General features: G+C 67.2%; 19 protein-coding genes and 1 tRNA gene. 12 read left to right on the top strand and 8 right to left on the bottom strand.

Annotated features, from left to right (window positions below; translation table 11 throughout):
* Window positions 1-8: 8 nt before the first annotated feature.
* The 4 genes from VGK32_13100 (at window position 9) to VGK32_13085 (ending at window position 3,983) form a co-directional block, all read left to right on the top strand.
* Complete coding sequence (locus VGK32_13100; GenBank protein HEY3382704.1) at window positions 9-1,523, top strand: FumA C-terminus/TtdB family hydratase beta subunit; 1,515 nt, start codon at window positions 9-11, stop codon at window positions 1,521-1,523.
* Window positions 1,524-1,716: 193 nt separating this feature from the next.
* Window positions 1,717-2,088 carry an iron-sulfur cluster insertion protein ErpA gene (erpA, locus tag VGK32_13095; protein HEY3382703.1) on the top strand — a complete coding sequence of 124 codons (372 nt, stop codon included), beginning with the start codon at window positions 1,717-1,719 and terminating at the stop codon, window positions 2,086-2,088.
* Window positions 2,089-2,169: 81 nt separating this feature from the next.
* Window positions 2,170-3,147, top strand: coding sequence for a transcriptional repressor (locus VGK32_13090; protein ID HEY3382702.1), 978 nt, complete (start codon window positions 2,170-2,172; stop codon window positions 3,145-3,147).
* Window positions 3,144-3,983 carry a PHP domain-containing protein gene (locus VGK32_13085; protein HEY3382701.1) on the top strand — a complete coding sequence of 280 codons (840 nt, stop codon included), beginning with the start codon at window positions 3,144-3,146 and terminating at the stop codon, window positions 3,981-3,983. The genes VGK32_13090 and VGK32_13085 overlap by 4 nt, the downstream gene beginning before the upstream one ends.
* A gap of 3 nt (window positions 3,984-3,986) precedes the next feature.
* Here the strand turns inward: VGK32_13085 and VGK32_13080 are convergent, their stop codons facing one another.
* Window positions 3,987-5,048 carry a Gfo/Idh/MocA family oxidoreductase gene (locus tag VGK32_13080; protein HEY3382700.1) on the bottom strand — a complete coding sequence of 354 codons (1,062 nt, stop codon included), beginning with the start codon at window positions 5,046-5,048 and terminating at the stop codon, window positions 3,987-3,989.
* A 223-nt stretch (window positions 5,049-5,271) separates the two neighbouring features.
* Between VGK32_13080 and VGK32_13075 the strand changes: the two genes are divergently transcribed.
* The 3 genes from VGK32_13075 to VGK32_13065 all read left to right on the top strand — a co-directional run bounded on the left by VGK32_13075 (window position 5,272) and on the right by VGK32_13065 (window position 7,130).
* Window positions 5,272-5,973: an ATP-binding cassette domain-containing protein gene (locus VGK32_13075; protein HEY3382699.1), complete on the top strand. Its 702-nt coding sequence runs from the start codon at window positions 5,272-5,274 to the stop codon at window positions 5,971-5,973.
* Window positions 5,974-6,177: 204 nt separating this feature from the next.
* On the top strand, window positions 6,178-6,381 hold the full coding sequence (locus VGK32_13070) for a cold shock domain-containing protein (protein HEY3382698.1): 204 nt from the start codon (window positions 6,178-6,180) through the stop codon (window positions 6,379-6,381).
* 14 nt (window positions 6,382-6,395) lie between these two features.
* Complete coding sequence (locus VGK32_13065; protein HEY3382697.1) at window positions 6,396-7,130, top strand: HAD family hydrolase; 735 nt, start codon at window positions 6,396-6,398, stop codon at window positions 7,128-7,130.
* Window positions 7,131-8,248: 1,118 nt separating this feature from the next.
* Here VGK32_13065 and VGK32_13060 read toward each other — a convergent pair.
* The 3 genes from VGK32_13060 to VGK32_13050 form a co-directional block, all read right to left on the bottom strand.
* Window positions 8,249-8,344: transfer RNA gene (locus VGK32_13060), tRNA-Sec, on the bottom strand.
* Between the two features lie 181 nt (window positions 8,345-8,525).
* On the bottom strand, window positions 8,526-8,732 hold the full coding sequence (locus tag VGK32_13055) for a cold shock domain-containing protein (protein ID HEY3382696.1): 207 nt from the start codon (window positions 8,730-8,732) through the stop codon (window positions 8,526-8,528).
* Window positions 8,733-9,080: 348 nt separating this feature from the next.
* Window positions 9,081-9,233, bottom strand: coding sequence for a hypothetical protein (locus VGK32_13050; protein HEY3382695.1), 153 nt, complete (start codon window positions 9,231-9,233; stop codon window positions 9,081-9,083).
* 380 nt (window positions 9,234-9,613) lie between these two features.
* Between VGK32_13050 and VGK32_13045 the strand changes: the two genes are divergently transcribed.
* The 3 genes from VGK32_13045 to VGK32_13035 are packed head-to-tail and all read left to right on the top strand — an operon-like array spanning window position 9,614 to window position 11,968.
* Entirely contained in the window at window positions 9,614-10,213 is a 600-nt protein-coding gene (locus VGK32_13045) for a nucleotidyltransferase family protein (GenBank protein HEY3382694.1), read from the top strand.
* 50 nt (window positions 10,214-10,263) lie between these two features.
* Entirely contained in the window at window positions 10,264-11,151 is an 888-nt protein-coding gene (locus VGK32_13040; protein HEY3382693.1) for a DNA-formamidopyrimidine glycosylase family protein, read from the top strand.
* A 37-nt stretch (window positions 11,152-11,188) separates the two neighbouring features.
* Window positions 11,189-11,968 (top strand): class I SAM-dependent methyltransferase, encoded by a 780-nt coding sequence (locus tag VGK32_13035; protein HEY3382692.1) that lies wholly within the window; start codon window positions 11,189-11,191, stop codon window positions 11,966-11,968.
* 3 nt (window positions 11,969-11,971) lie between these two features.
* Here VGK32_13035 and VGK32_13030 read toward each other — a convergent pair whose 3' ends face one another.
* Genes VGK32_13030 through VGK32_13015 form a run of 4 tightly spaced genes read right to left on the bottom strand, consistent with a single transcriptional unit; the run spans window position 11,972 to window position 23,137 of the window.
* Window positions 11,972-13,519, bottom strand: coding sequence for a B12-binding domain-containing radical SAM protein (locus VGK32_13030; protein HEY3382691.1), 1,548 nt, complete (start codon window positions 13,517-13,519; stop codon window positions 11,972-11,974).
* Window positions 13,520-13,549: 30 nt separating this feature from the next.
* Entirely contained in the window at window positions 13,550-14,677 is a 1,128-nt protein-coding gene (locus tag VGK32_13025; protein HEY3382690.1) for a hypothetical protein, read from the bottom strand.
* 2 nt (window positions 14,678-14,679) lie between these two features.
* Entirely contained in the window at window positions 14,680-15,339 is a 660-nt protein-coding gene (locus tag VGK32_13020) for a 4'-phosphopantetheinyl transferase superfamily protein (protein ID HEY3382689.1), read from the bottom strand.
* 7 nt (window positions 15,340-15,346) lie between these two features.
* A complete protein-coding gene (locus VGK32_13015; protein HEY3382688.1) occupies window positions 15,347-23,137 on the bottom strand; it encodes an SDR family NAD(P)-dependent oxidoreductase in 7,791 nt (2,596 codons plus the stop codon).
* Between the two features lie 201 nt (window positions 23,138-23,338).
* On the opposite strand from VGK32_13015, the gene VGK32_13010 reads away from it, so the two are divergent.
* Window positions 23,339-24,403 carry a hypothetical protein gene (locus VGK32_13010; protein HEY3382687.1) on the top strand — a complete coding sequence of 355 codons (1,065 nt, stop codon included), beginning with the start codon at window positions 23,339-23,341 and terminating at the stop codon, window positions 24,401-24,403.
* A 105-nt stretch (window positions 24,404-24,508) separates the two neighbouring features.
* Window positions 24,509-26,095, top strand: coding sequence for a DUF6798 domain-containing protein (locus VGK32_13005; protein ID HEY3382686.1), 1,587 nt, complete (start codon window positions 24,509-24,511; stop codon window positions 26,093-26,095).
* Window positions 26,096-26,114: the final 19 nt, after the last annotated feature.

Genomic DNA, 26,114 nt, shown 5'->3' with positions numbered 1-26,114 from the left:
CTCTCGCCATGTTACCAGCCTTCTTCGGCAGCATCCTCGAGCTCATCATCAAGACGTCCACCGATCTCGCGCCCGATGTGAGGGCCGCGGTCGCAGCCGCCCTCGATGGCGAACCCGCAGGCACGCAATCGGCCCAGGCACTGACGATCATCGCCGAGAACATCGATCAGGCGGCCGAAGGTGAGGGCGCAATCTGCCAGGACACTGGCATGCCCACCTTCGAGATCAAGGTGCCCGTTGGCGCCAACCAGACGTGGATGGCCCAACAGATCCGCGACGCGATTGCCGAAGCCACGCGCCGGGGCAAACTGCGCCCGAACTCCGTGGACTCGGTCACCGGGAAGAATTCCGGCAACAACCTCGGTCCGGGCTCGCCTGTCATTCACTTCGAACAGGGAGAGCAGGACGAGATCGAAGTGAAGCTGCTCCTCAAGGGGGGCGGCTGCGAGAACACCAACATCCAGTATTCGGTGCCGTGCGAACTGGCCCACCTCGGCCGCGCCGATCGCGACCTCGAGGGGGTCCGCAAGTGCATCCTGCACGCGGTCTGGCAGGCGCAGGGCAAGGGCTGCAGCCCGGGCGCGGTCGGCGTCTGCATCGGCGGCGACCGTGCGAGCGGCTACCTCCACGCGAAGCGGCAGCTCTTTCGAACGCTCGACGACGTGAACCCCGACCCGAAGCTGGCCGAGCTCGAGGCGACGATCATGAAGACGGTCAACGTCCTCGGAGTCGGCACCATGGGCTTCGGCGGCAAGACATCGCTCATCGGCTGCAAGGTGGGCATGCTCAACCGCCTGCCCGCCTGCTTCTTCGTCTCGGTTGCCTACGATTGCTGGGCGTTCCGCCGACTGGGCATCGTGCTCGACGCGAAGGACGGCTCCATCCGTCGGTGGATCTACCGCGACCCGTCACACCCGGTGGTGCCGATGCTCGATCAAGCCGGCTTCACACGCACCGGGAAGGAAGTGGTGCTCACCTCACCGATCTCGGAGGATCAGATCCGCGCCCTCGAGGTCGGCGACGTCGTGCTGTTGAACGGGATGATGTACACCGGACGCGACTCGGTGCACTCGCACCTGATGAAGCACGATCCACCGGTCAACCTGAACGGCGGCGTCCTCTACCACTGCGGCCCGGTCGTCCTCAAGGACGGCGACGGCTGGAAGATGATGGCCGCCGGCCCGACGACGAGCGCGCGCGAGGAACCGTATCAGGGCGAAGTCATCCGCAAGTTCGGCATCCGGGTCGTCATCGGGAAGGGCGGCATGGGCGCCAAGACGCTGTCGGCGTTGAAGGATCACGGCGCGGTGTATGTCAGCGCCATCGGCGGCGCGGCGCAGTTCTATGCGAAGTGCGTCGAGAAGGTGACCGACGTGTCGCTTCTCGAATTCGGCGTGCCCGAAGCGATGTGGCACCTGCAGGTCCGTGACTTCCCGGTCATCGTCACGATGGACAGCCACGGGCACAGCCTGCACAAGGACGTGGAAACGGCGTCCGGGCAGCAGCTGGCCACGCTGGCGTAGCCGCGGTGGGGCGGGTTTCGGCCCGCCCCTTCGCGCCCTCATTTTCAACCCGTCCAAACTTGTCCGTATTTCTCCTAACACCATGTGTTGTAATGGTTTAGTGTCTCGTCATGCTCCGTGGTTGTCCTGGCGCGCGGCTTGTCTGGCCCCAAAGATGCCGCTATAATCGCGGAAAGGAGACCCCCCAACAACCATGACCACCACCACCAACGAAACGATATCGATCATCAACGTGTCGTCCACGGCGGCCTCCAAGATCGCCGAACTGCTGGCCGAGGAGAACAAGCTGAACTCGGGTCTGCGCGTCTTCGTCCAGGGCGGCGGCTGCTCGGGCTTTCAGTACGGCCTGATGATCGAAGAGGAGCCAGGCACCACCGATCAGGTGTACGAATCGAACGGCGTGAAACTCTACGTCGATCCGATCAGCGTTCGGTACCTGAAGGGCGCCGAGGTCGATTTCGTGGACAATATCTCGGGCGGAGGCTTTACGATCCGGAACCCGAACGCCGTGTCCACCTGCGGGTGCGGCCAGTCGTTCACCACGGACGAAGACGGCGGCCACTGATTCCGATCGGGCAGTTGCGGTTCCGGTTGGAAACCGTGGCTGCGGGTCCGCGCGTCCGCCGATTCGAGGACCGCAACTGCCATGACTCATACTCTCGCTGATGTCGATGGTCTGCGCCCGGCGGGCAGCAAACGCTCGAGCAAGCGCGAGTTCATCCTCAACGTGTTCCTCCGCCACGAGGGTCACCTCAGCGCGGACGATCTGTACGATCTGATTCACCGCGAGGATCAGCGAATCAGTCGGGCGACCGTCTACCGTGCGCTCCAGTGGATGGTCGAGGCGGGCATCGCGCGCAAGGTCGACTTCGGCGAGGGCCGGTTCCGCTTCGAGCACTCCTACAGGCACCCGCGTCACTTCCACCTCATCTGCAAGACCTGCAACCGGTCGTCGGAATTCCTCAGCTCCGACATCGAGGCGCTGATCGAGGAAATTGCCTCGGCGCGCAACTTCGCGGCCAGGCAGAGCGTGCTGCAGATCTACGGGACGTGCGAGGAGTGCCGGACCGGGCGCACCGCGCCGGCCGACGCGATTACCACCGAACTGCTGTTCGCCCGCGACGCTCTGCGGATTGCCATCGCCACCGAGCGCAGCGGCTTCGAGTTCTACACGCGCGCCGCCCGGGCGACGCGCGACGCGCGGGGACGCACCGTGCTCCGCCGGCTGGCCGAGGAGGAGCGCGAACACCTGGGCAAGCTCGAGCATCGCTACCAGCGATTGCTGGCGCAGGATCCCCGGCTCGAGTCGAGGCCGACGTTCCTGTTCTTCAAGGGTGCGGCCAACGGTCTGTTTGCGGCGGGCGCCGAGCAGATTGCTCGCGGCGTCGATGATCTCCAGGCCCTGATGATTGGCATCCGCTGCGAGCGCACGTCGCATCGGTTCTTCAAGCGCTACGGCGAGCGATTCGAGGACTCGGAGGGCAAGCAGATCTTCCTCGAGTTCGCCGACGAGGAGCGCGATCATCTCGAACTCCTCATCCGCGAGTATCGCGCCCTGGAACGCCGGCAGGGCCAGGCAAAACGCCGCCGACGACCCGCGAAGACGGTTCGCGCCCGCGCGTGATCGACCTCCACCTGCACACGACGGCGTCCGACGGCCGTGCCACCCCGGAGGATCTCGCCGTTGCGGCCAGGCGCGCGCGGCTCACGGTTGTGGCCGTGACAGACCACGACACCGTGGCTGCACTGGACCGGATGAAAGCGGCGTGCGCGGCCGAAGGCCTGATGTGCGTGCCGGGCATCGAGATCACCTCCCTCCATCACGGTTCGGATCTCCACGTCCTCGGCTACTTCTTCGATCACCGATCGCCGCGTCTCACCGGCTTTCTCGAGACGCAGCTCGAGGACCGACACCGGCGCGTGGGCGAGATGATTGCGCGTCTCGCGGACCTTGGCCTGGTCCTCGACGCCGACGAGGTGCTGCGCAGCCACGCGGAAAGCGACGCCCGCTGGATCGGCCGTCCACTGCTCGCCCGGGCGCTCGTTCGCGCGGGCCACGTCCGCAGCATGCGGGAGGCGTTCGACCTGTATCTGACCGAGGGCGGCGCCGCGTGGGTGCCGCGCCGCGCGCCGTCGCCTCTCGAGGTCATCTCACTGATCCACGACGTGAAGGGGCTGGCGTCGCTCGCGCATCCAGGACTGGTGGGTCACGACGAGTGGATCGACGAGCTGGCCGCGGCCGGCCTCGACGCCCTCGAGGTGTACTACAGCGAGCACACGCCGGAGATGACCGCGCACTATCGCGACGTGGCGCGAACGCTGGGGCTGGCCATGTCCGGCGGCTCGGACTATCACGGCGACCCGTCGCACGGGCCCGAACGCCCGGGGTCCGTCACGCTGCCAGTCGAGGCGTTCGACGAACTGAGGCAGCGTGCCGAGCTGGCAGCGAGTCTCCGATGACGATCACGACGACAGGTGCTCCGTGCGGGCGGTCATCCGCCGGCACGACTCGATGATCTCCAGGCCGGCCACGGCATCGAGTGGGTCCACCGGCGGCGCCGTGCCGGTGCGGAGCGCGGCAGCCACGCCCTCGTAGAACGTTCGATACGAGCCAGGGATCGTCCGCACGCGGGCCGTCCGGCCCTCGCCGTCCACCACAACTCCCCAGACGTTCTCCGGATCTTCACCGTACCCCGGGTCACCGGGCCGCGCGCCGTCCTTCAACATGGCCTCCTGCGGATCGAGGCCGAACTTCGTGTAGCCAGCCTGCGATCCGAGCAGGCGAAAACGCGGACCGGCCTGCGGCGCGACGGCGCTCATCCACAGGTGCGACCGGACGCCGCACTCGTGCACCAGGGCGACAAACACGTCATCGTCCACGACGACGTGCGGCCGGCGCCGATCCAGCTCGGCGTAGACCGCCGTGGCAGGTCCGAACAACTGCAGGGCCTGGTCGATCAGGTGCGGCCCGAGATCGAAGAGCACGCCGCCGGCATCGGCGGGTTCGCTGCTCTCGCGCCAGCCGATCCTCGGCGTCGGCCGCCACCGCTCGAAACGCGATTCGAACCGCGTGATGGTGCCGAGACGGCCATCCTCGACGAGCCGCCGCACGGTCAGGAAATCGCCATCCCATCGCCGGTTCTGGAAAACGGTGAGCAGCAGGCCGCGACGGCCCGCTTCGTCCACCACCCGGCGGGCATCGGCTGCCGACGCGGCGAACGGCTTGTCCACCACGACCGACAGCCCCGCGGCGAGCGCGTCCAGCGCGAGCGGCACGTGCGTCGAGTTCGGCGAGGCAACGACCACCAGGTCGAGATCGCGCGCACGTTCCCAGAGGCGAGCGGCTGTCGGGAACACGTGGACGTCACCGTAGCGATCACGCACCCGCTGCGCGCGCTCCGCGTTCCCGGTGACGACCCCGACCAGTCGCATCCCTGGCGTCGTCGCGACCAGTGGCGCATGGAAGACCTCTCCCGCGAGGCTGTAGCCGATCACGGCCACCCGGAGATCTGCTGACGTTGCCATGACGATGTTCTCCTGCTGAGCGCTTCGACCCGCAGTTCGGCCGCATCGTGCTATCCGCGCCGCGGCCATCGTGCTCGCTCCGCGCAAGGTCCTGCGGGCACGGACGCGTTGCCGGGTCTGTGCATCGAGGGGCTGAACCGCCCGGTGCAGATTCTATATGATCGAGACTGTCGCCCAGAGCCCAGAGCTGAGAGCCGAAGGCCGCGAGCCGAGAGCCGAAGAAATGTCCGCCATCTCCATCACCGGCGTCGTCAAAGCCTACGGCGGCCTCCGTCCGCTTCGCGTGCGTGCGCTGGCGATCGATCGGGGCGAGATCGTGACGATCGCCGGTCCCGATCACGTGGCAGCCGCCGTCCTGACGGATCTGCTGACCGGGACGATCCTGCCCGACGAGGGCGAGGTACGAATCGATGGCCGCGCCACCAGCGAGTTGTCGGGCCACGACGAGTGGCTCGCATTCCTCGAGCGCTTCGGGATCGTCAACCAACGGGTCGTGCTGCTCGACGCACTCTCCGTCGCCCAGAATCTCGCCGTGCCGCTCACACTCGATCTCGACCCCCTCGGCCCGGACACTCGGCGCGCGGTGGAGGCTCTCGCTGCCGAGGTCGGTCTCGATCCTTCGTCCCTCGATCTGCCGCTCTCTCACTCGACGTCCGGCCAGCGCCTTGCAGTCCGGCTCGGACGCGCCCTCGCCCTCGGCCCGCACATCCTCATCGTCGAACATCCGAGCGCCGGCCTGGAACACGCGGAGCTCGTGAAGTTTGCGGCGGGGCTTCGTCACGTGGCGACGGACCGCCGCCTGGCCGTCCTGGTGGTCACGACCGACGCCAACCTTCCTTCCCTGGTCGCCACGCGCGCGCTCGCGTGGCGCGCCGCGACGGGCGACCTTCGTGCCGCTGGCGGCTGGCGGTTCTGGCGCCGTTGAGGGTGCTTCCTGCCGGCTGCACAGCTTCGCTGCAGTGTACGTAGAGAACAATACACAGTTGACGAGCGGTCGGCACCGCAGGTGATGGCCACCAGACGAATTCGCGCGAGCACCGACGCACCCAGGGCTGAGCGGGCTCCTGGAACGGAACTTGATACATCACATCGAGCCTCGATGCGAGGGCGCCGACCGGAGGAAATCGGGATGCCGAACGGAACGATCAAGCGACTCGTCCGTGACCGTGGGTTTGGGTTCATTCGCGACGATGGCGGCCAGGAGTGGTTCTTCCATCGCAGCGCCGTGGCGCAGGGTGTATTCGACCAACTGAACGAGGGCCAGAAGGTGAGTTTCGACGAGGAGCCCTCGAGCAAGGGGCCACGCGCGAACAACATCAGCCTGGAGTCGTAGTACTCTGTCTCTGCATGGCGGACGACAGCAGGCAGCACCAGCTCGTGCTGTTCGACATCGACGGCACGCTGATTTTCACCGGCGGCGCGGGGGGACGGGCGTTTTCCCGCGCGTTCACCGACGTCTGCCACGTCGAGAACGGCTTCGACGGGATACCGCTCCGCGGCCGGACCGACGCGGTCATCCTGGCCGACGCGCTGGCGAAGAGTGGAATTGAGCAGAGTCGCGAGCTCATCGACCGCTTCAGGTCGACCTACATCCAGCGTCTCTCCGAAGAGCTTGCCCGATTGCCGGTGTCATCGTGCGTCCTGCCCGGTGTGGTCGAGTTGCTCGGCGCCCTGGCCCGACGCCCGCGCACGACGACGGCCCTCCTGACCGGCAACTACCCGGCTACGGCGAAGCTCAAGCTCGACCATTCTCGATTGTGGGGCTGGTTCGGCACGGGAGCCTTTGGCGACGACGCGCCCGATCGGAACGGCCTCGTCGCGGTAGCTCTTGCGCGGGCGCGGGAGCGCGGCATGCCCGACCTCCCACCGTCAGCCGTCGTCGTCGTTGGGGACACGCCGCTCGACGTGGCCTGCGGTCGGGTGAACGGAACGCGGACGCTGGCGGTCGCGACGGGTGGCTATGACGTCGCGACGCTCGAGGCCGCCGGGCCGGACGCCGCGCTGCAGGATTTGTCGGACACCGGGTCGGTGCTGGCGTGCTTCGACCGCTGGGCGCGTGAGAGCGCCTCGGCCAGAGGTTAGGGCCCAGAGCCCAACGCTCAGACGTCCTTCGCCCCCCCCTCGGCTCGCGAGGACGCGTGAACTCGCGCACCGAGGTCGCTCAGGGCCATTCGCCTCGGCCCGATTGTTCGCCGACCCTCGCACGGGCCGAGTCGAAAGGCCTGCCATGAGCGACCTCTCCGGCCAGCGTCAGTTCCAACCAGACATACGGATGCTCGCCCCGTCAGCAGCCGGGTCCGAAATGCCTCCACCACCGGACCGAGGTCGGCGCAAATCCTCAAGTGGCACGAAGCCGGAAACGGCGGAGACAGCCAAGGTGAGACCTGCAGTCGTGTCGCGACCTCTCCTACTCGGAGCGGATCTCCTTCGTCGAGGCATCACGTTGCTTGGAATGTCACGTGCGATTGTTGCTCACTGAAGGGCCACGCGCCACCGAAACGAGGACTTGAGATGGTGCTCGACGTGTCGGTCGACCAAGTCCTCTCGGCGGTCGCCGGCTACTAGCCTGGACCTCCACGGATACTCGCAGTAGGTGGTCCCGGGGACAGCTCGCCCTTGCAGGATTCTGCGGATGTGGTCTGATGAAGCAAAGGTCACATCAACGGCGTCGGCGCTTGGCAAGCACATGGAGACGCGAACTGTCTCTGATCTTGCGCGATGATGAAGGGAGAGATCGGATCAACGCCGTTGTCGTCTGGCGAGCACGTGGAGTGTCCGACTGTCTCCATCGACCAGTGCCTGCTTCTTGGCCCGCGACCATCTTTTGAGTTGGGCTTCACGCTCTCGAGCGGTGGGCCATGATTCGTGGCGTTCCGAGTAGACCAGGCGAACTGGCCGACGCGACGCTGTGTAAACCGCGCCATGTCCTTCGTTATGGACCCGTTCGCGGTCGCGCAGGTCGGCAGTGCACCCGGTGTAGTAGGTGCCGTCGGAGCAGAGGAGGACGTAGACGAAGCAGGGAGTGGTGACAGGCGCCATGTCTGGCCCTTCGACTCGCCTGTATCCTTGTGCTCGCTCAGGACCACTCTCCATGGGCGCGGCTGGAGGGAAGTCCGGATCGCTCGATTCGGCAAGCCGAGTCGAGTGGCTTGCCACGAGCGAGCGCTCCGGCCATCGTCAGTTCCCGCTCGCGAGTCGAGTGGCGGAAGCGCCTGGGAGTCGAACCCAGCCCCCCCGCAAAGCGGGGAGCGACCGGTTTTGAAGACCGGGAGGGCCACCGGGCCCCGTTCGCTTCCACGCTCATCTTAGCACCGACTGTACACACTGAAAGCGGGGATGGCGAGCCGCGCTTCCATGTGTGTGGAATGCGAGCCGTCGACGCCACCGCCGCCGAGAGGGCGGGAATCGGCAAGCAGGGTCGGAATGGACCCGGCCCCCACAGACGGGGAGCCGGGAGTGCGAGAGACGGTGCGACTCCTAGCCTTCGATCAGCCGAACTTCACCGGCCCGAGGTCCCTTGGCGGAATCCTCCGGCGTGAACTCGACGCGTTGTCCCTCGCGGAGCAGCTCGAACACTGCACCACGAACCGCACTACGGTGGAAGAAGTGCTCGATGCCCCCCTCGTCGCGGATGAATCCAAACCCCTTGTCGATGAGCAGACGCGCGATGGTCCCGGTCGGCATACCCGTGTCCTCCGATCAACGAATCCCTGGGAACATCCCAAGGCCTACAAGCAGCTGACCCATCCACGAGCAGCAGAGGATGCGTGCCACGGACGGTCAGTGAAAATAACAGGCCGCGTCTTCTGAACGGAGAAACGACCAGGACGCGCGGCGTCGTCCCGATCGCGAACACTCGACGTATGGACCTGAGAGCAACCGGTTGGCCACACCGAAAGACGGGGCGACCAGGTACGAGTACAACCAATTCCACAGGCAAACCCCCGCCTGCTGGCAGGGGACGCCACGCTGAGCTTGAAATCGGGCCAAGTGTAGGCAGTTCCGGGTGGGAAGTCAAGCGGAGGCCGAACGTTACGCGCAGGCGGCGGAGCCGACCTTCCAGCCGTCCTCCTCCTCCTCGTCCTCTTCGTCCTCCTCATCCTCGTCGTCTTCTTCGTCGTCCAGGTCCTCGTCGTCGTCCTCGTCGGGGTCGCCCAGGTCGGGAGGGTACGGTTGCAGATTCATATGCGTGCCATTCCTTCGAGCGGTGCCGGGGCAGTCCAAGACGTTACGTCGTGACCGGTGTTGACGCCGGAGCGGGAGGAGTTGCGGACGCGGCATCCGCGGCTCCGACGGCCGGGGCCGGCGGCGCCGCGTACGTGGTCCAGAAATGGCGTGAGCATTTCGGACAAACCCAGAACTGATCGGGTCGCCACGCCGCGCCAGGCGCCGGATCCCTCAATACCATCTGTTCCCCACACCGCTGGCAGGGAATCTTCAACTCGAGAGTAGGCATGGGGGGATTCTATCATTGAAGGATGAAGGATGAAGGAGGAAGGATGAAGGAGGAAGGAGGAAGGAGGAAAGCGAGGAAGGATGAAAGAAATGGACGGTAGAATGGAGCCGTGATTGCCGCGGTTATCCTCGCTGCGGGCGCGTCGTCGCGAATGGGACGAGCGAAGGCGCTCCTGCCGATGCCTGATGGCACGACAGCCTTGGCGCGCCTCGTCGCGACGTTCGATGCGGCCGGCACGGACGAGGTAGTGGCCGTTATCGGACACCACGCCGACATGATTCGCGGCGCGGCAATAGCCGACGGCTTGCGCCTCCACCTCGTCCAGAACCAGGACCCATCGCGCGGGCAGCTGTCATCGCTCGTCACGGCCTTGCGGTGGCTCGAGCCACGCGGTGCAGATGCTGTGCTGGTGATGCCGGTGGACCAACCGCTCGTCCGCGCCGAGACCGTGCGCCGGATCATGGAGGTGTGGCGCGAGATCCAATCGCCGATCGTTCGGCCGGCGCGGGCGGGTCGACACGGGCACCCGGTGCTGTTCAGTTCGATGTTGTTTCCTGAACTGCTGGCGGCCGACCTCGAACTCGGCGCACGTCCCGTCATCGCGCGCCACGCCGACGCGGCGGCTGACGTGGAGTGCGACGACCCCGGCGCGTTCGACGACATCGACACGCCCGAGGACTACCAACGGATCGTCGGATCGAGAGCGTAGGGCGGGCCTGTCGTATGCCGCAGATTGCGCGATGGATGTAGGATCGAGCCGTGCCGGAGCTTCCTGACCTCGTCGTTTATGTCGAGGCGCTCGAACGCCGCGTCGTCGGCGCCCGGCTGGAGAGCGTCCGCCTCCATACGCCCTTTCTCCTTCGCTCGGTCGATCCACCGCTCGAACAGGTCGATGGGCGCACGGTGACCGGCATCAGGCTGCTGGGCAAGCGAATTGTGATCTCGCTCGAGGCGGACCTCCACCTCGTGCTCCACCTGATGATTGCGGGGCGCCTCCACTGGAAGCCAGTGGGGACGAGAGCGGGCGGACGAAAGGGTCTGGTGGCGTTCCAGTTCAGCACCGGGACGCTGACGCTGACCGAGGCCGGCAGCAAGCGACGGGCATCGCTGTTCGTCGTCCGGGGCGCTGACGCCTTGCGCGGATTGGACCGGGGCGGCCTCGACGTGTTCGAGACGTCGCTCGACAGCTTTCGCACGGCTCTTCGCGCGGAGAACCACACGCTGAAGCGCGCGCTGACCGACCCGCGCCTGTTCAGCGGGATCGGCAATGCCTACTCGGACGAGATCCTCCACGCCGCCCGCCTGTCGCCGATGCAGTTGACGCGCAACCTCGCCGACGGCGATGTCGAGCGCCTCCATCTCGCGGTCCGGCGCGTGCTGCGGGAGTGGATCCAGCGCCTTCGCGACGAGACGAAGGACGGCTTCCCCGAGAAGGTGACCGCATTCCGCGATGCCATGGCCGTGCACGGGCGATTCGGCAGGCCGTGTCCCGCGTGCGGCGCGCCGGTGCAGCGGATTGTCTACGCCGAGAACGAGGCGAACTACTGCGCCCGATGCCAGACGGGCGGCCGCCGGCTTGCCGACCGGGCGCTGTCCCGCCTGCTGCACGACGATTGGCCGCGCCGGCTCGAGGACGTCTTCGAGTAGACAGGGTCACCGAGCACGGACAGGGCAGAGGGACTTCATGCGGAGACAGGGATTCGAGTTCAACGACCTCGAGTGGTATCCGCAGACCTGGCGGCAGATCCTCACGGCCTGCACCGGGTTCTTCGCCGTTGTGTTCGACGTCTTCCGGCCGATACTCCCCCAACTTGCCGATGCGCTTCGCGCCTCGGACGCAAGGGTGATTCTCGATCTGTGTTCCGGCGGTGCCGGTCAACTCGTCCGGCTCCAGCGCCTGCTCGCCGAGCACCATCAGTATCCAGTGAGGGTCGTCCTGAGCGACAAGTACCCGGACCTCGACGTCTTCAGGAACGCCGCCCGGAGTTCGGATGGTGACGTGCGGTTCATCGAGGAACCGGTGGACGCGGCCTCGGCGCCGTCGGCTGACGGCGCATTTCGGACCATCTTCACGGCGTTCCACCATTTCGAGCCAGACGCGGCATGCCGGATCCTGCAGGACGCCGCGACCAACCGCGTGGGTATCGGTGCCTTCGAGTACACGGACCGCAGCGTGGTGTGGTACGTCTCTGCGCTGCTCTCGCCGCTGTTCTGCTGGCTCACGGCGCCGTGGGCGATCCGCCCGTTCACCCTGAAGGTCTTTTTCTGGGTCTATCTCCTCCCGATCCCCGTCCTCCTGATCCCCTGGGACGGTATCGTGTCGGGCCTCAGGACCTACGATCCCGATGCGCTTCGCCTGCTGGTCAGCCGCGTGGACGCGCCGGACTACGCGTGGGACATCGGGAAGGTGCGCACCGGCGTCGGTCACCATCTCACCTATCTCATCGGGCACCCTCGGCCCTGAACCTCAGTCCGGTGCCGCCTCGCCGTGCCGGCCCACCACGGCGTTCTGCTGTCGGCGGATCGTCCGACGGTATTCGAAGTAGTGTTCGGCCGTCACGCAGGACGTCAGGTAGTACGGCAGGCGACCCGGGAACGTTACGACCGCCTTCACGAACATCTTGAGGAACGTCCAGCGGCAGGGGCTCAGGACGAGCTGCCTGAACCCGGCGATGGCCACGGCCCGCACTTCGCCCACGGTGGGCATGAAGAAGCCCTTCTTGATGGGCCTGGGGCGCATCTTCGCGAAGTGATGGTAGGTCCGCTCGATGAAGGCACGCGGTTCGTACAGCACATCGTAGATCCGCACGAACTCGCGCGCGATCTCCTCCGGGGGACGCGTGGGCACGAAGTTGACGGCGCCGGTCTGGCTCCCGATGTCGTCGCTGAACGCCATCGGCAGCAGACGCCCTTCCTTCTCCAGGCGTTTCCACAAGTCCGTGCCGGGCCCGACCTGGAGCTGCGTCACGAACATCTCCGGAATCTGGTTTCGGATGGCGAAGTCGATGAGCCGATCGTCGGCTCCCGCCTTCTCGTGATCGAATCCCACGATGCATCCGGCGATGATCTGCAGGCCGGCCCTGGTGATGACATCACAGGCATGGTCGAGGTCGATCATCACGTTCTGGTGCTTCCCGCTCATCTTGAGCGACTCGATGTCGGTGCTCTCGATTCCGACGAAGACGCGCGTGAATCCCGCCCTGACCATCAGGTCCAGCAGTTCCTCGTCGCGGGCCAGGTTGACCGATACCTGTGTGGTGAAGTCGAACGGGTACCCGCGTTGCTCCATCCACGGAATCAGGGCACGCAGCAGGTCCTTCGCTCTCCCGGGCAGACCGATCAGGTTGTCGTCCACGAAGAACACGTGCCGACGCCACCCCATGTCGTAGAGGACCTGCAGTTCTTCGAGGATGTGCGCCGGCGGCTTGGTCCGGAAGTCGTGCCCGAACATCGTCGTCACGTCGCAGAATTCGCACCTGAACGGACATCCGCGCGAGAACTGGACACCCACGTCCAGATAGTCGTCGAACTGCAGCAGGTCGAATCGGGGAACCGGTGACGTACACATGTCGGCCCTGCCAACAGTCTGCAGGACGACGCCGGAATCTCGGCGCTCGATCGCCGCCACCAGGTCGGCCGCGACCGGCTCCAGTTCGCCCTTCACGACGATGTCGGCGCCGGCGCGGAGGAACTCTTCCGGCGCATGGAACGCAAGGGGGCCGCCGACGACGACGAGTTTGCCGCGGGTCTTCGCCTCAGCGACGGCCGTCAGCATCCCCGTTGACTGCACAGCCATCCCCGAAATCATGACGACGTCGGCCGCGGCCCATTCCTCGGCAGAGACCGTGCGGATCGCGAGGTCGACCAGGGTGTAATCCCAGGTCTGCGGAAGGATCGCGGCCACCGTGATCAGGCTCAGGGGCGCCTCGGTGGCCTTCCGGCCGGTCATCCGCAGCACACGATCGAACGTCCAGTAGGTCTGCGGACATCTGGGGTTCAGCAGGAGGATCTTCATCGGGTCGTGGCCTCGCCTGGCTCGCGCACCCTACGCGCGCAAGTCCTTGCGGAAGAGACGCCAGCGCTTCTGAACGCGAAGCCCTCCCTCCTCGTAGAGGAAGTTGATGGCGTCGTTGTCCTCGAGATCCCAGCCCAGCTCGATCGTGCGGTACTGAGGCTTGCCTTCGAGCACGTGGAGCAGGTGGTTCAGGACGAAGAATGGGAGCCCCATCTGGCGGTACTCTTCCTTCACCCCGAAGATGAGGCCGCGCAGCCCCGTCACTTCCGAACGGTAGCGGAAGTACTGGGCCAGCGCCCGAATGCCCAGCTTGCCGTTGAACCGCCGCAGCAGCGGATTGAGGTCGGGCAGCAGCAGGCACACGCCGACTGGGGTGTCACCGTGGCGGACACCGAACGCAAGGTCGAGGTCCGCAAAGTGCTTGGCGAGCTTCGCGGACTCGTCGATCTCCTCGTCGGTCATCGGCACGAAGCCCCAGTTCTTGCTCCAGCACTCGTTGTAGATCTGGTTCAGCAGGTGCAACTGCGACGTGAAATGGCGGCGGTCCGCCGTGATGATCGCGAACTCTCCCCGGTCGGCGATCCGCTTCGCGAGATCGACGGCCCACGGCGGCATCGGCACGTCGCGCCCGACCACGTACGAGACCAGGTCCTTCTCCTTGCGATAGCCGCACAGGTGCGCGAGGTCCGCGTAGAAGGGCGGGTTGTAGGTCATCATCAGCGCGGGCGGCGAGTCGAAGCCCTGGATCAGCGCGCCAATCTCGTAGTTCATCGACGGGTTGAGCGGACCGCGTGCGAAGGCCGCGCCCTCGGCGGTGAGCCACTGCTCGGCGGCCCTGAAGAGCGCGGCGGCCGTCTCGAGGTCGTTCGGACACTCGAAGAAGCCCCAGATTCCCATCCGCTCGTTGTGCTGACGATTATGGTTCTCGTCCACGATGGCGGCGATGCGACCGATGGGCCGCCCGCCTCGCCACGCCAGGAAGAGTTCGCGCCGCGAGAAGCGCCAGAAGGGATGCCGCCCGGGCGTGAGCAGCGCCGCGATCTCCGACTTGATCGGCGGCACCCAGAGTGGGTCGCCGGCGTACAGATCCCAGGCGAGGTTGATGAAGGCCTTCAGCTCGGCGGCCGTGCCAACGGGCCTGATTTCGGTACGTGGCATCGTCAGATGCTCTGCGGAACCACCGGGCCGGCAACCGCGACCGCAAGCCAGGTCGATCGTTCGCGGCGCGCCCACGCGGTGACAAGCAGCCCCCGCACCGAGACGGCCGACAGCAGGGCGCCGCCCGGGATGCGCGCGATGACCTCGACCTCCCTGTAGTCGAGCGAGTGGAAGCCGTGCCCGAGCGCCTTCACCGCCGCCTCCTTGGTGGCCCACAGGTACGCCGCGGCCGACGGCAACCGGCCGCCGTGGAGCGACAACACCCTCTCCAACTCCAGGTCGGTGAAGACACGACGATACGGGTAGGCCTCGGTGAAGTCAACCTCCTCCGCCGCGTCGATGCCGACCCGGTATCCGCGCGCCGCCGCCGCCCAGGAGCGCGGCAGGCCATGGCTGAACGAGATGCCAACATTCGCTTCCGCGCCAGTTCGCCGCTGAACCAGCGTCGGCCGGCCCAATCGGTCGTGATCGAGCGTCAGTCCCGTGAGCCCATCCTCGTCTGCGGCCGTCGAATCGTCGCCGAGCAGACCTTGCAGAAGGCGCGCGAGCAAGACCTGGTGAACGTGTGCGCCTCGGGGCTCCGACGTGACGAGCACGCGAACCCCGTCCAGCCGAACTTCCTCGACCGTTCCGACGGGTTCTCCGGCCGTCACGGCGGGCACGCGCCACTCACGACGTGTACCACCTGGCGAGGAACTCGGACACCTCGAGCACCACCTCGCCGGACCGGTCCACGGCACGCAGGTCCCAGAGCATCCCGGCCTCGGTGTCGGCGGTGCAGCGGCCTTCGACGCGGATATTCTCGCCAGCGACCGCGCGGCGCCCGATCCTCAGCCGTCCGATGCGCATGGGAAGGGCCTTGCGCTCGTCGCTCTCGTCGCGCATGTGCGGGTAGAAGTGCGCGGCCTGCAGCATCGCCTCGAGCAGGTAGGGCGAATACTGGTAGCGGTTGTCACGCCGCCCGGCGAAGTCCGCCTCCTCGGCATAGAGCGTGTGGCCGGCCGTGAGACCGGGAGCGGTGCCATCGAATCCGTGAAGGACCCGGTACCGACCCGTGAGACCGGTCTTGGTCTCGTACTTGCCCAGCAGCGCGCGGCGGTCCTTGGCTTCCGTGTCGCAAGTTCCCGGTGCCAGCCATGGCGCCTCTGCGCGCGCTCGCCAGGTGCCGGCCCCGAGTCGAACGCGGCAGCCAAAGCTCCTGAAGGCGTGGTCCGCCCGGGGTGGCTGCGTCGGGTCGTCGACTGCCGTCAGGGCCACGTCGCACACGACGCTGCCCTGGTCGCCGCGCGAGCTTCGGCACACCAGGTCGGCAGCAAGTGGAACTCCCGGGCGACACGCCAGCATCTCGAGGAAGTCCACGTCACTTGCGTCGAGTACGTCCAGGTGGGGGTAGAGGAGGCGTGCCGCCTCGAGCGCCGCCTCGACGAGCATGATGGCCGACACGATCGGCTGCTCGAGTTCCTTGAACGGTCGGTGATCCTGGAGCCACACGTCGCGCTCGGCCGTGAAGGTTCGTCGGGCCACCAGGAGGCCGTGGGTCCGGTCGAGCACCTCGACGCGGTCGAGGAGCGGGAACTCCCCGGAATCGAACTCGACGGGCGCCGGGGCGGTCGCGGCCGAATCGGCCGCCGGCGCGTCGGCCTGGAACCGCACGGTCCGAACCGGCGGGTGCATCCGCACCAGGATGGCGTCGCTGTGGGCTCCCTGGGCGAGGACGAGTTCGTGCGCGAACGCCGTTCCCACCTCGTCGACGCCGGCGTAGGCGTCTCCCAGTCCCCTCCGCTCGAGCAGTTCGCGGATCTCGCGACCCGACGCCATTCCCAGTCCCTTGATTGGGGGCAACCAGAGCGTCTGGCCGCGAAGGTGGCTGCCATCGCCAGACCACGCGCGGATTAGCCCGGCCATGGCCCGGCTCGCGGCGGCGTAGTTCGCCTGTCCCGCGTTGCCGGTAACGGCCGCCAGCGACGACAGGCCAACGACGAACCGCAGTCCGTGTGGCTGCGCCGCCTGGAACAGACGCGCGAGGCCGCCGACCTTGACGGCCACAACCGCGGCGAAGTCCGCGACGGTCATGTAGTCCAACAGCGCGTCGCGGAGGACACCGGCCCCGTGCACGATCCCGTCGATGCGCCCAAAGCGTTGAACGGCTCGTCCAACGACGGCCTCAACGTCAGCAGGGCGGCTCACATCGCACGACCAATACTCCGCAACGAGTCCGGCATTGGCCAGCGTGTCCAGCGTCCGGACAATGTCGAATTCCGTGACCAGTTGCGCCGCGGCTCGCGCCCGTTGCTCCTCCGCCGCGTCTGGCCGGATGCGGTCGACGTGGCGCCTGGCAACTTCCTCTGGCGCGCCGCCACCGCCAAGCAACGTCCGGTGGTCGACCGAAGGATCGAGTGGCGTCCGGCCCAGCAGGACCAGGCGTGGTCCGAACGGCGCCAGTGCCGCAGCGAGGTGACCGGTAATGCCCCGAGCGCCGCCGGTCACGAGAACGACGTCACCACGGCGGATTGGGAATCGTTCCGCCGAGCCAGCGTGCAGCGGCTCCGGCCGAGCCTCCTGTGTCAGCACCTCATCGCGTCGAAATCGGAGCTGAACGAGCGGAAGGCTCGTGTCCAGACACCGTTCGAGGACAGCGGGAATGTCTGCCGTTGGTTCGACGGTCGCGTGCCGGAACACGGCCGACGAGTATTCGTGGGCGGCGGACAACAGGACACCGAGCGTGCCCTCACTGGCGGCCGCGCCCGCGCCCAACTGGCCCCCGTCGATCACGATGCAGAACTCCCGGTCGGCCGAGCGGAGCAGTGCCTTGAGCGCCGCGAAGGTCGCGGTGAGAACTGGTGCGACGTCCGAACCGTCGGCCGCAAGCGTGGCCAGCCCGTCGAGCAGGACCACGAGCCCCGCGGCGGATCCAAGAGCCGGGATCCTGCGGGCGACCTCGGCTTCGACATCTTCGGGCGAGAGGGAGAGGAGCGAGCCGGATGCCAGCACCACCTCGTCGGTCTGCGCGCGGTACCGCTTGGAGAACCACGCGCCGATCTGCGGCGCCAGCGCCGACGGGGCGTTCCAGCTGAGAATCACGACGCGGGCGCCCTTCGCCAGCGTGACCGGCGAAGGCGTCGCGAGTGTCAGCGGTGTGTCTGCCCAGACATACCGTCGAAGCGGCAGCCGCGGCGGGAACGCCGCGTCCTCATCGGTCGGCCGTCCCTGCTTGCCGCGCAGCGGGTCAATCACCAGCGGCTCTGACGGGGCCGCTCCCGGTTCGCCGCCCCGATCCACCATCTTCTGGAGACTGGCGGCCAGGTCGCCGACCGTGCGGACCTCGATGAGTTCTTCGAGGCGAATCCTGATACCGAACCTGCGCTCGGCGGCATCCATGATGACCGGAAGCCGGCTGGACCTGATCGACAGGTCCTGCCGGATATCCATGTCCGGCGAGATCTCGTGCCGTTCGTAACCGGTGGCCTCCATGATGAGGCCGATCACATCCTCGACAAACGGCGACTCGGGAGGAACGATGGGCCGATCCTCAGCAGCGTGCGAGCCGCCAGTTCGTGCCGACACCGCGGGCGGGACGCCCGCGCCACTCTGCCCTCTCCCGTCGCCGCCACTCTGCCCTCTTCCGTCGCCACCACCGCGCCCTTTCCCGTCGCCACCACTCCGCCCTCTCCCGTCGCCACCACCGCGTTCCCTCTCGCCGTCGCCAGCCGTTCCCGCGGCCGGTGCCGCATCGTGCCGGACCACGAGGCGGAGCGGTGTCACCGCCGACCGAACGTGCCCGAGGGCCGCCACGCGCGCCAGCGCGGATCGGCACGTCGCGACTTCGGCGTTGGGAAGGGCGGTCGGAATCGTGAGCGCGTGCGGCAGCGTGTCGCCCACCAGGTTCGACAGCACGTCCTTGGGACCGAGTTCGAGGAACACCCGAATGCCGAACTCGCTGCCCAGGCGCTCGACGTTCTCGCGCCACCGGACGCCGGAGACCAGATGTGCGCTGATGATGGCGCGGATCTGCGCGGGGTCGTCCGGATACACCCCGTTCGTGGAGTTGACGAGCACGGGCAGGCGGGGCGGCCGAATCTCGAGGGTGTTCAGGAACGGCTCGATCTCGTCGACGAGCACCCTTGACCGGGGCGTGTGGAACGCCATGCTCACACGCAGCCGCCGGACCCATGACCCCTCGCGCTCGAGTTCCTGCTGAAGGTCGGCGATCTCGTCCGTGTCGCCTCCGAGCACGATCTGCCGCGGGGAGTTGTCGTTGCTGACGACAACGCTTCGCCGGGCGGCCAGCTTCTCCTGGAGCTTCGCCAGCGGTACGTCGGTGGCGATCATGCTCCCGCCGTCGATGCCCGAATTCGAGAGCCTCTCCATGCACTCGCCGCGCTTGTTGACCAGGCGGAAGCCATCCTCCCAGGAAATGGCCCCTCCCATCGCCAGAGCCGTGGTCTCGCCGAGGCTGTGGCCAGCCACGGCCGCCGGCTCGACGCCGCACGAGCGGAAGAACTCCGTCAAGGCGAATTGGAGCGCGAAGAGCGCGGGCTGCTGCCACCGCGTGTTGCGGAGCATCTCGTCGCCGGCGTTGTAGAGCAGGTCGAGCAGGTCGAAGTCGGCCACGGCCGCCATTCGCTCGAGTGCCTCGCGGACGACGGGGAATGTCGAGGCCAGTTCGCGGCCCATGCCGACGTACTGACAACCCTGACCGGGGTAGATGAACGCGAGGGGCGCGTGCGCCGCCGCCGCGTCCGCCGCGTACAGCCCCTGGCGCGCGATGACGAACAGCCTCTCTGGAGGCGCAGGCTCGACCGGACGCCGCAGCCGTGAGAGCGCCTGTTCGCGCGCCGCTGGATCCGGATCCGCGATCGCGGCCCGCAGTGTGATGTCCGGGGACTCGGCGTTGACGAGGAGGACGCCGCAAAGGTCGTGACGACTCACGTCCGCCGGCAGCAGCGCCTGTCCCTCGTCGTCGTGCCCCGACACGAACACGACTCCGCGGTCCTCCGCGCTCTCCTCGAGCAAGGTGACGTAGTTGCTGCCGCCGAACCCGAAGGCGTTCACCTCGAATCGGCGCGGACGATCCGTCGACTCGGGCCAGGCCCGCGCCTCGCCCGACACGTCGAACCCCCAGCCCTCGAGATCGATCGCCGGGTCGGGCGTCTCGTAGTTCAACGACGGCGGCAGTGTGCGCCGCTCCATCGCGAGCACGCCGCGGACCAGGCTGGTCAAGCCGGACGCGCCAAGGGTATGGCCAATCTGTGACTTGAACGACGCCAGCGCCGTCCGTCGGCCGGACGGGAAGAACGACTTGAGCGCGCGGACCTCCTCCACGTCGCCTTGTGCCGTGCTGGTGGCGTGACACTCGACGAGGTCGACGGTGTCGGGAGCGTAGGCCGCGTCGGCGTAGGCGTTGCGGATCGCGATCTGCTGGGTGGCCGCCGACGATTCCACCATGCCGTGGTTGTTGTTGCTGGCGCCCACTCCAGTGACGAATGCGTGGATCCGTGCCCCGCGGCGGCGCGCCACGGACTCGCGCTCCACCACGATCATCACGCCGCCCTCGCCGAGGACCATCCCGTCGCGCTCGAGATCGAACGGCCGGCTGGCCTTCGAGATGGGCCGCTCCCGCCCGGAGATGCCGGCCAGCGCGCCGACGGCCGCGAACTCGATGAAGTGCGCCGGGAGGAGCCACTCCTCCCCACCGCCAACCAGCGCGGCGTCGATGGCGCCCGCGCGGATCAGGTGCACGGCGTTGTAGAGCGCCACGAGGCTCGTCGAGCACGCCGCCGTGACCGCGTAGCTCGGCCCCATGAAGCCGTACTGGTTGCAGACGAAGCCACCCGCCGTGCAGTTGAGGCGGCCAAGCAGCGTCGTGTCGTCAACCGACAGACGGTCGGCGCACAGCCGCCTCTCCACCTCCGCCGTCTGCTCTGCCGTCAGGCCCAGCGTCTCCGCCACCGTTCGCGCCAGCAGCGGGGCGGACATGGTGATCGTGAGATCCGCAAGCGTGCTGGCGGCCTCGCCCGAGTTCTGGGCAATCATCACGCCGATCCGCTCCGGCGGGATGCCAGACTCGAGCAGCGCCGCCCGCGTCACCACCTGGCGGGCGAGCCACAGCGTCAGCCGCGTGGACTTCGCCATCGTCCGGAAATCCTGCGGCGGGATGCCGATGTCCTTTCGGTCGATGTTCAAGTCGAGAAACGCCGCGACATTGCTGTAGGTCTTGCCTGGCGTGCCCGGACGCGGGTCGTAGATCGATCCGTGATCCCACTTGCAGGTCGGGATCGAGGACACGCCGCTGCGGCCCTCGACGACGCCGGCCCAGATGTCGTCGAGGCTGTTGCCGAGCGAGTTGGCCATCGCCATGGCGGTAATAGCGATTCGTTCGCCACGCCGTGGCGCGGTCGCGACGCTGCGGTCCCGGCCAACGTGAGCAACTGGAGGCGCCGCCAGCGCCTGGCGGTTCTCCGGTGGGGCGGCCATGATGTCGCGGTGCAGGGCGGCGAGGCTCCGAACCTCGTCGATGCAGCCGGCGGCGGCCCCGCTCATGAACTGGCCTTCGTCGCGGCACACCTGTTCGTCGAGTTTCTGCCCACCGGGCGAGCGGACGCCCCGTGCGGCGATCAGAAGCGTGCCGGTCGCCTCGGCTTCGACGCCGCGGCGCAACTCGCGCTCGTCGGCCGCCGACTCGCCCATGTGGCGTTCGAGGTGCGCAAGGCGCTCGGTCTTCGGGGAGCGCAGCGACCTGATGCGCAGGCCCAGCGGCTCGCCCAGCACCATCGTGTCGCCCGGCCGCGCCTCGCACACCTGCTGCTGATACAGGTACGACAACGCCCCAGTGGCAACGATCTCTTCCGTCGCCAGGTAGGCCGTGCCGAGTTGCAGCGCGTCGGCTCCGAGCAGGATCGCGCGGTGCGCGCTCGGGCCGTCGAAGATGCCCCCGGCCATCACCAGTCGCGCGCCATCGAACAGCGCCGGCTGGCGGCGCTTCAACTCGTGCATCGTCTGGGCGACGGTGGTCAGTGACTGCGGGCCGACGTGGCCGCCCGCCTCGTTGCCTTCGAGGATCACGTACCGAACACCCGCCTCGAGCGCGACGCGCAGGAGGCCTTCGTCCGACGCCACGTACAGGACCTTCAGTCCCTTCTCTCCGAGCCGCCTCGCGAACGACGGGTCGCCGGCGGCGATGACGACAAACGGCGGACGCGTGGCCTCGATCCAGGCGAACTGCTCGTCGCGGACGGGATTCTCGGGAAGGACGATCAGGTTCACCGCATAGGGCCGATCGCCCAGCGTCGCCGCCAACTGCGCAAAGTCGCGTTCGAGGTCGCTTCGCGAACGCATCCCCAACGCGATCGTGGGCAGCGCGCCCGCGTCGGCCAGCTGTCGCGCGAAATCCGGCTGGTCCGTGATCCACGACATCGCGCCCTGGACGATCGGATACGTCGTGCCCCACTCGCGGGTGACGGGACCGTCCGACAGGGCGATGATTCGCCCGCTGGCCGTCGAACAGAGCGCCATCACCTGATCGCGGAACCGCGTGAGGGCATCGCCCGCGGCACTTCCGAAGCGTTCCACGAACGCTCCTGCGAACGCGGCCTCGGGGCCCAGCGGGACGAGTTCGTCGGCTCCGAGCGTCGAGACGAGCGGAGAGATCGAGGCGCTGGTGATCCGCTGGATCAGCGCGGTCCGAGCGTCGTTCGGCGCCGCGTCTGCGCCGCCCTCGATCGACTGGACCAGGGCACGCACGGCCCGGGAGTTCCCTTTGTCGAAGAGCCGGCAATGGAGTCCGACGTTCGCACCGACGACGCGCGTGGAGTCGGCGCGAAGGCTCCTCAGTGAGTGTTGGAGCCGCGGCTCGAGTTCCATGGCATCGGTCAGCCAGTGGACGCTCTCGAACACGACGCCCTGGGCCCCTGTGGAGAGAAAGGCCGCCGTTGCGTCCGGGGTGGCGAGGCCGCCCCAAATCACCAGACGCGTGTCGCGCTGGTTGATCCGCCGCGCGCGCCCGGCGATCGCGAGCAGGACGTGAGCCGCCTCGCCGCTGACGAATCCGGACGCCTCATTTCCTTTCAGCGCCAGAACGGGCCAGGCTCGCTCGGCGAACAGACAATCGAGCAGGGCGAGATCGCAGACAACCGGCACGACAGCCACGTCGCTCCCGGAGTCGGTGAATTGCGCGGCCACACGGCTGCGATCGTCGGCACTCGTCAACGGGCCGCAGTCGACCCACGCGTTCCGGACGCCCGCGTCGTGCAGGGTGGATGCGGCCGCGGAAGCGGTCCACTGGCGCAGATCCAGGAGCACATCGGAGATGCCGGCGCCCCGTAGGGCCGGCGCGAGCGCGTGGAGGTCGTCGGTCCGGCAGTCGAGAATCGTGCCGCAACCGGAGGCCGCAGCGAGGCCCGCGACGCCGCCGAGACGTGACGCTGGCCAGACGAATGACAGGTCCGCAATCGACGAGCTCATCGGGTGACACCCCTCGTGAGTGACGTGCGGCGAGGCCGGTTACTATACCACGCCCCGCTGCACCCGCTGGCCGCTTTACGCTGCTCGAATCGCTCCCTCGGCCCGCGTTCCGATGCGGAAATTTGCCGGCTCCGGGCACGGGCTCGGATCGGTGCTGTGCTACGATGACTCGACTGCCGAAAAGAAGTGCTATTCCCGCGCATGACACTCCGCCGAGCCCCTGTTGCGATCGTCCTGGCACACCTCGTCGCCATTGCCGCCGGCCTTTCGGCGGCCGGGCATCATCCGGCAACCGATGGTGCCAAGGCCCCATCGACCTGGATCGAGTCGCGCGCATCCGGCGTGTTCGATCCGGCCACGCCACACGTGCGAGGACTCCGGGTCGGGTATCGCGTGGACGCGCACATTCTCCTTCCGTTGGGGTTCACCTCGCTCGACCTCTTGTCACGGACCGATGTCGGGATGGCCGTAGCTTCCTATCGTGACTGTGGGGGAGAGGGCGGAGACCTCGTGCGCGCGTTCGAGTTCTTTTCGACGTCGCGCCCAGAACGCGCCCGCGGGATCGATCGTCGCGGGTTTTTCCGCGAAGCCGTCCGCCTGACGCCGGCCGGCACCGCCTGGACGGCCTATTTCGGCGCGATGACGACCTGGCCCGAGAAGACCCTGGCCGAGGCGCGCAGGTCCGCCGAGCAACCGCCGTCACACGTCTACGAAGCGATCGATGGCTTCTCGTCCGCGCTCGAGATGAAGGCCGCCGTCTTCCAGGTCTCCACCGACAGGCCTCTCGCCAATCCCGGAGAATTCTGGGAGGCTGTCCTTCGGCAGCTGGAATCGACGTCGCCCCGCTACGTTGAGGGCAAGACGGGCAGCTTGCAGAAGCCGCTGCCATCTCTCGCGTTCCTCGGCGCCGTGCAGGCGAGTCTGCGGTCGGCCGCCATCCATCGTGACCGACCGTTGCCGGCCCCTGCGACCCGTTTGACATTCAGCCACAACGGGAGCGTTCGGTACCTCGAACTGGCATCGTGCTCGCGCAAACCCGGCCGGGCTCGCGGGGCCGCGATCTCCAGCCTGGTCCGCAACGTGTCGGACGTGTTCGAACTCCGTTTCAGGATCATCAACCCCGGCGCCGACGACGGCGAATTCCTCCTGTGGGCCGAGCTTCCCGGCAACGTTCGCGACGACCCTCAGACGCCGCCGATTGTCCCGCTCGGTTGGGAGATGGAACTCCGATCGTACTTGAAGCTCGTGTTCGAGAGAACCAGCTAGCCGAGTGCGCAGCCTCGTATGGGAATGAACCCACCCGCGTCGCCTCTCCTGCACTCCGGTGAGCCCGCGTCCGGCGGTTCCGCGTTTCGGCGGCACGTCCGAACCGTGGCGTGGTTTCTGGTGGTGTCGGCGATCTTCGGCACCGCCTACACGATGCGCCCCCTCTACAGCTCGAACCAGAATCATCACTTTCTCAAGGGGCTCGCCGACGCTGGTGTCGGATTCCTGAGCGACGACTGGCAGGTGACGACCGCCGATCCCTTCCCGGTCTTCAGCGCGGTCGTCGCCTTCACGCACCGGTATCTCTCGGACAACCTCTTCTACCTCTGCTACTACCTCCTGTTCGGTGCGTACATCCTGGCCGTGCTGCGCGTGGGCGCCACCGGCATGCGCGACGGCCGTTCGCGAACCGAGCAGGTCGTAGTGTTCTCGCTCTTGACGTTGCTGCACAACGAGGTCTTCGCCTATCTCGTCCTCTTCGACAAGGCACACATCGGCTGGTGGCAGATGACCCACTGGGGTGTTGCCGGGCAGGAGATCTTCGGTCACGGAGCATTCCAGGCCAGCTCGTTCGGTATGCTGTTGCCGCTCGCGGTACTGCTGTTCATTCGGGGCCGGCCCATCGCCGCGGCCGTGCTCGCAGCCGTCGTCGCCGACGTGCACTTCAGCTACGCTCTGACATCGGGATCGCTGGTGGCCGCTTTTGTCGCCCTGACAGCCTGGCAATCGCGGCAATGGCGGCGCGCCGTGATCATGTCGGTTCTGGCGGCAGCCATCGTGACGCCGATGCTGTGGTACACCCTGCGCAACTTCGGCCCCACATCGCCCGAGGCGTCCGTGCAGGCGTTTCGAATCCTCTCGGACCATCTGCCGTTCGAGGCCGTTCCGAGCCGCTGGCTTGGCGCGACATGCGTCGCGCAGCTCGGCTTGGTCATCGTGGCGATGATTCTCGCTCGCCGCACGGCGCTGCTGGTGGTTCTGGCCGTTCCCACGGCAGTTGGTGTGCTGCTCACCGCCGTTCAGGTGCTCACCGGGAACCAGACACTCGGGCTGATCTTCCCGTGGCGGACCTCGGTGCTCGTGGTTCCTGTTTCGACGGCCATCATCGCCTCGCGCGGCGTCGGTTGGTTGTTCGAACGCTGGTCACTCGATCGCGGTGCCGCACGCAAGGTGGTCGTGGCGGTGGCAGTCGTCAACGTCTTTCTTGGCGTCACGACTGGAATCGTTCGCATGACCTCCGAGTTCGCCCTGCACTACGACTACGGTCCGCTCGAACGAGTCGTGCGCTGGGTGGCACCGGCGCCGATCTACGCGGACTTCGTCCAGGAACTCAGGCCCGACAGCGTTCCCGTCCTGAGATATGTCGAACGGACGAGGGCGAAGGGCGACCTCTACCTGATTCCGCCAGATCTCCAACGATTCCGAACGTATGGAGGCGCTCCGGCCTTCGTCGACTACAAGTCGCACCCGTACAAAGATGTCGAGGTGATCGAGTGGGATCGCCGATTGCATCTTGCCCAACGGTTCTACGCGGGCCAGAACGACTGTACCGCGCTCGAGTTCATCACCGCGCACTACCGGATCTCGCACGTCGTTCTCGACCGGCGCGTCAGCCAGACCGTGTGCGCCGGGTTGGCGCCGGTCTTCGTCGACGACAGCTACGGCGTTTATCGGATCGTGCCGGCGCAGTAGCGAGGCGAAGGCGGCTGAC

Source organism: Vicinamibacterales bacterium, from assembly GCA_036504215.1.
Taxonomy (GTDB): Bacteria; Acidobacteriota; Vicinamibacteria; order Vicinamibacterales; family Fen-181; genus FEN-299.
This window is presented reverse-complemented; position numbering and strand designations above follow the sequence as displayed.

Bases quoted from the DNA above. Each gene is read 5' to 3' on its own strand.
- VGK32_13100 (HEY3382704.1), top strand. From the start codon at position 9: ATGTTACCAGCCTTCTTCGGCAGCATCCTCGAGCTCATCATCAAGACG.
- erpA (HEY3382703.1), top strand. From the start codon at position 1,717: ATGACCACCACCACCAACGAAACGATATCGATCATCAACGTGTCGTCC.
- VGK32_13090 (HEY3382702.1), top strand. From the start codon at position 2,170: ATGACTCATACTCTCGCTGATGTCGATGGTCTGCGCCCGGCGGGCAGC.
- VGK32_13080 (HEY3382700.1), bottom strand. From the start codon at position 5,048: ATGGCAACGTCAGCAGATCTCCGGGTGGCCGTGATCGGCTACAGCCTC.
- VGK32_13075 (HEY3382699.1), top strand. From the start codon at position 5,272: ATGTCCGCCATCTCCATCACCGGCGTCGTCAAAGCCTACGGCGGCCTC.
- VGK32_13070 (HEY3382698.1), top strand. From the start codon at position 6,178: ATGCCGAACGGAACGATCAAGCGACTCGTCCGTGACCGTGGGTTTGGG.
- VGK32_13065 (HEY3382697.1), top strand. From the start codon at position 6,396: ATGGCGGACGACAGCAGGCAGCACCAGCTCGTGCTGTTCGACATCGAC.
- VGK32_13055 (HEY3382696.1), bottom strand. From the start codon at position 8,732: ATGCCGACCGGGACCATCGCGCGTCTGCTCATCGACAAGGGGTTTGGA.
- VGK32_13050 (HEY3382695.1), bottom strand. From the start codon at position 9,233: ATGAATCTGCAACCGTACCCTCCCGACCTGGGCGACCCCGACGAGGAC.
- VGK32_13035 (HEY3382692.1), top strand. From the start codon at position 11,189: ATGCGGAGACAGGGATTCGAGTTCAACGACCTCGAGTGGTATCCGCAG.
- VGK32_13030 (HEY3382691.1), bottom strand. From the start codon at position 13,519: ATGAAGATCCTCCTGCTGAACCCCAGATGTCCGCAGACCTACTGGACG.
- VGK32_13025 (HEY3382690.1), bottom strand. From the start codon at position 14,677: ATGCCACGTACCGAAATCAGGCCCGTTGGCACGGCCGCCGAGCTGAAG.
- VGK32_13015 (HEY3382688.1), bottom strand. From the start codon at position 23,137: ATGAGCTCGTCGATTGCGGACCTGTCATTCGTCTGGCCAGCGTCACGT.
- VGK32_13010 (HEY3382687.1), top strand. From the start codon at position 23,339: ATGACACTCCGCCGAGCCCCTGTTGCGATCGTCCTGGCACACCTCGTC.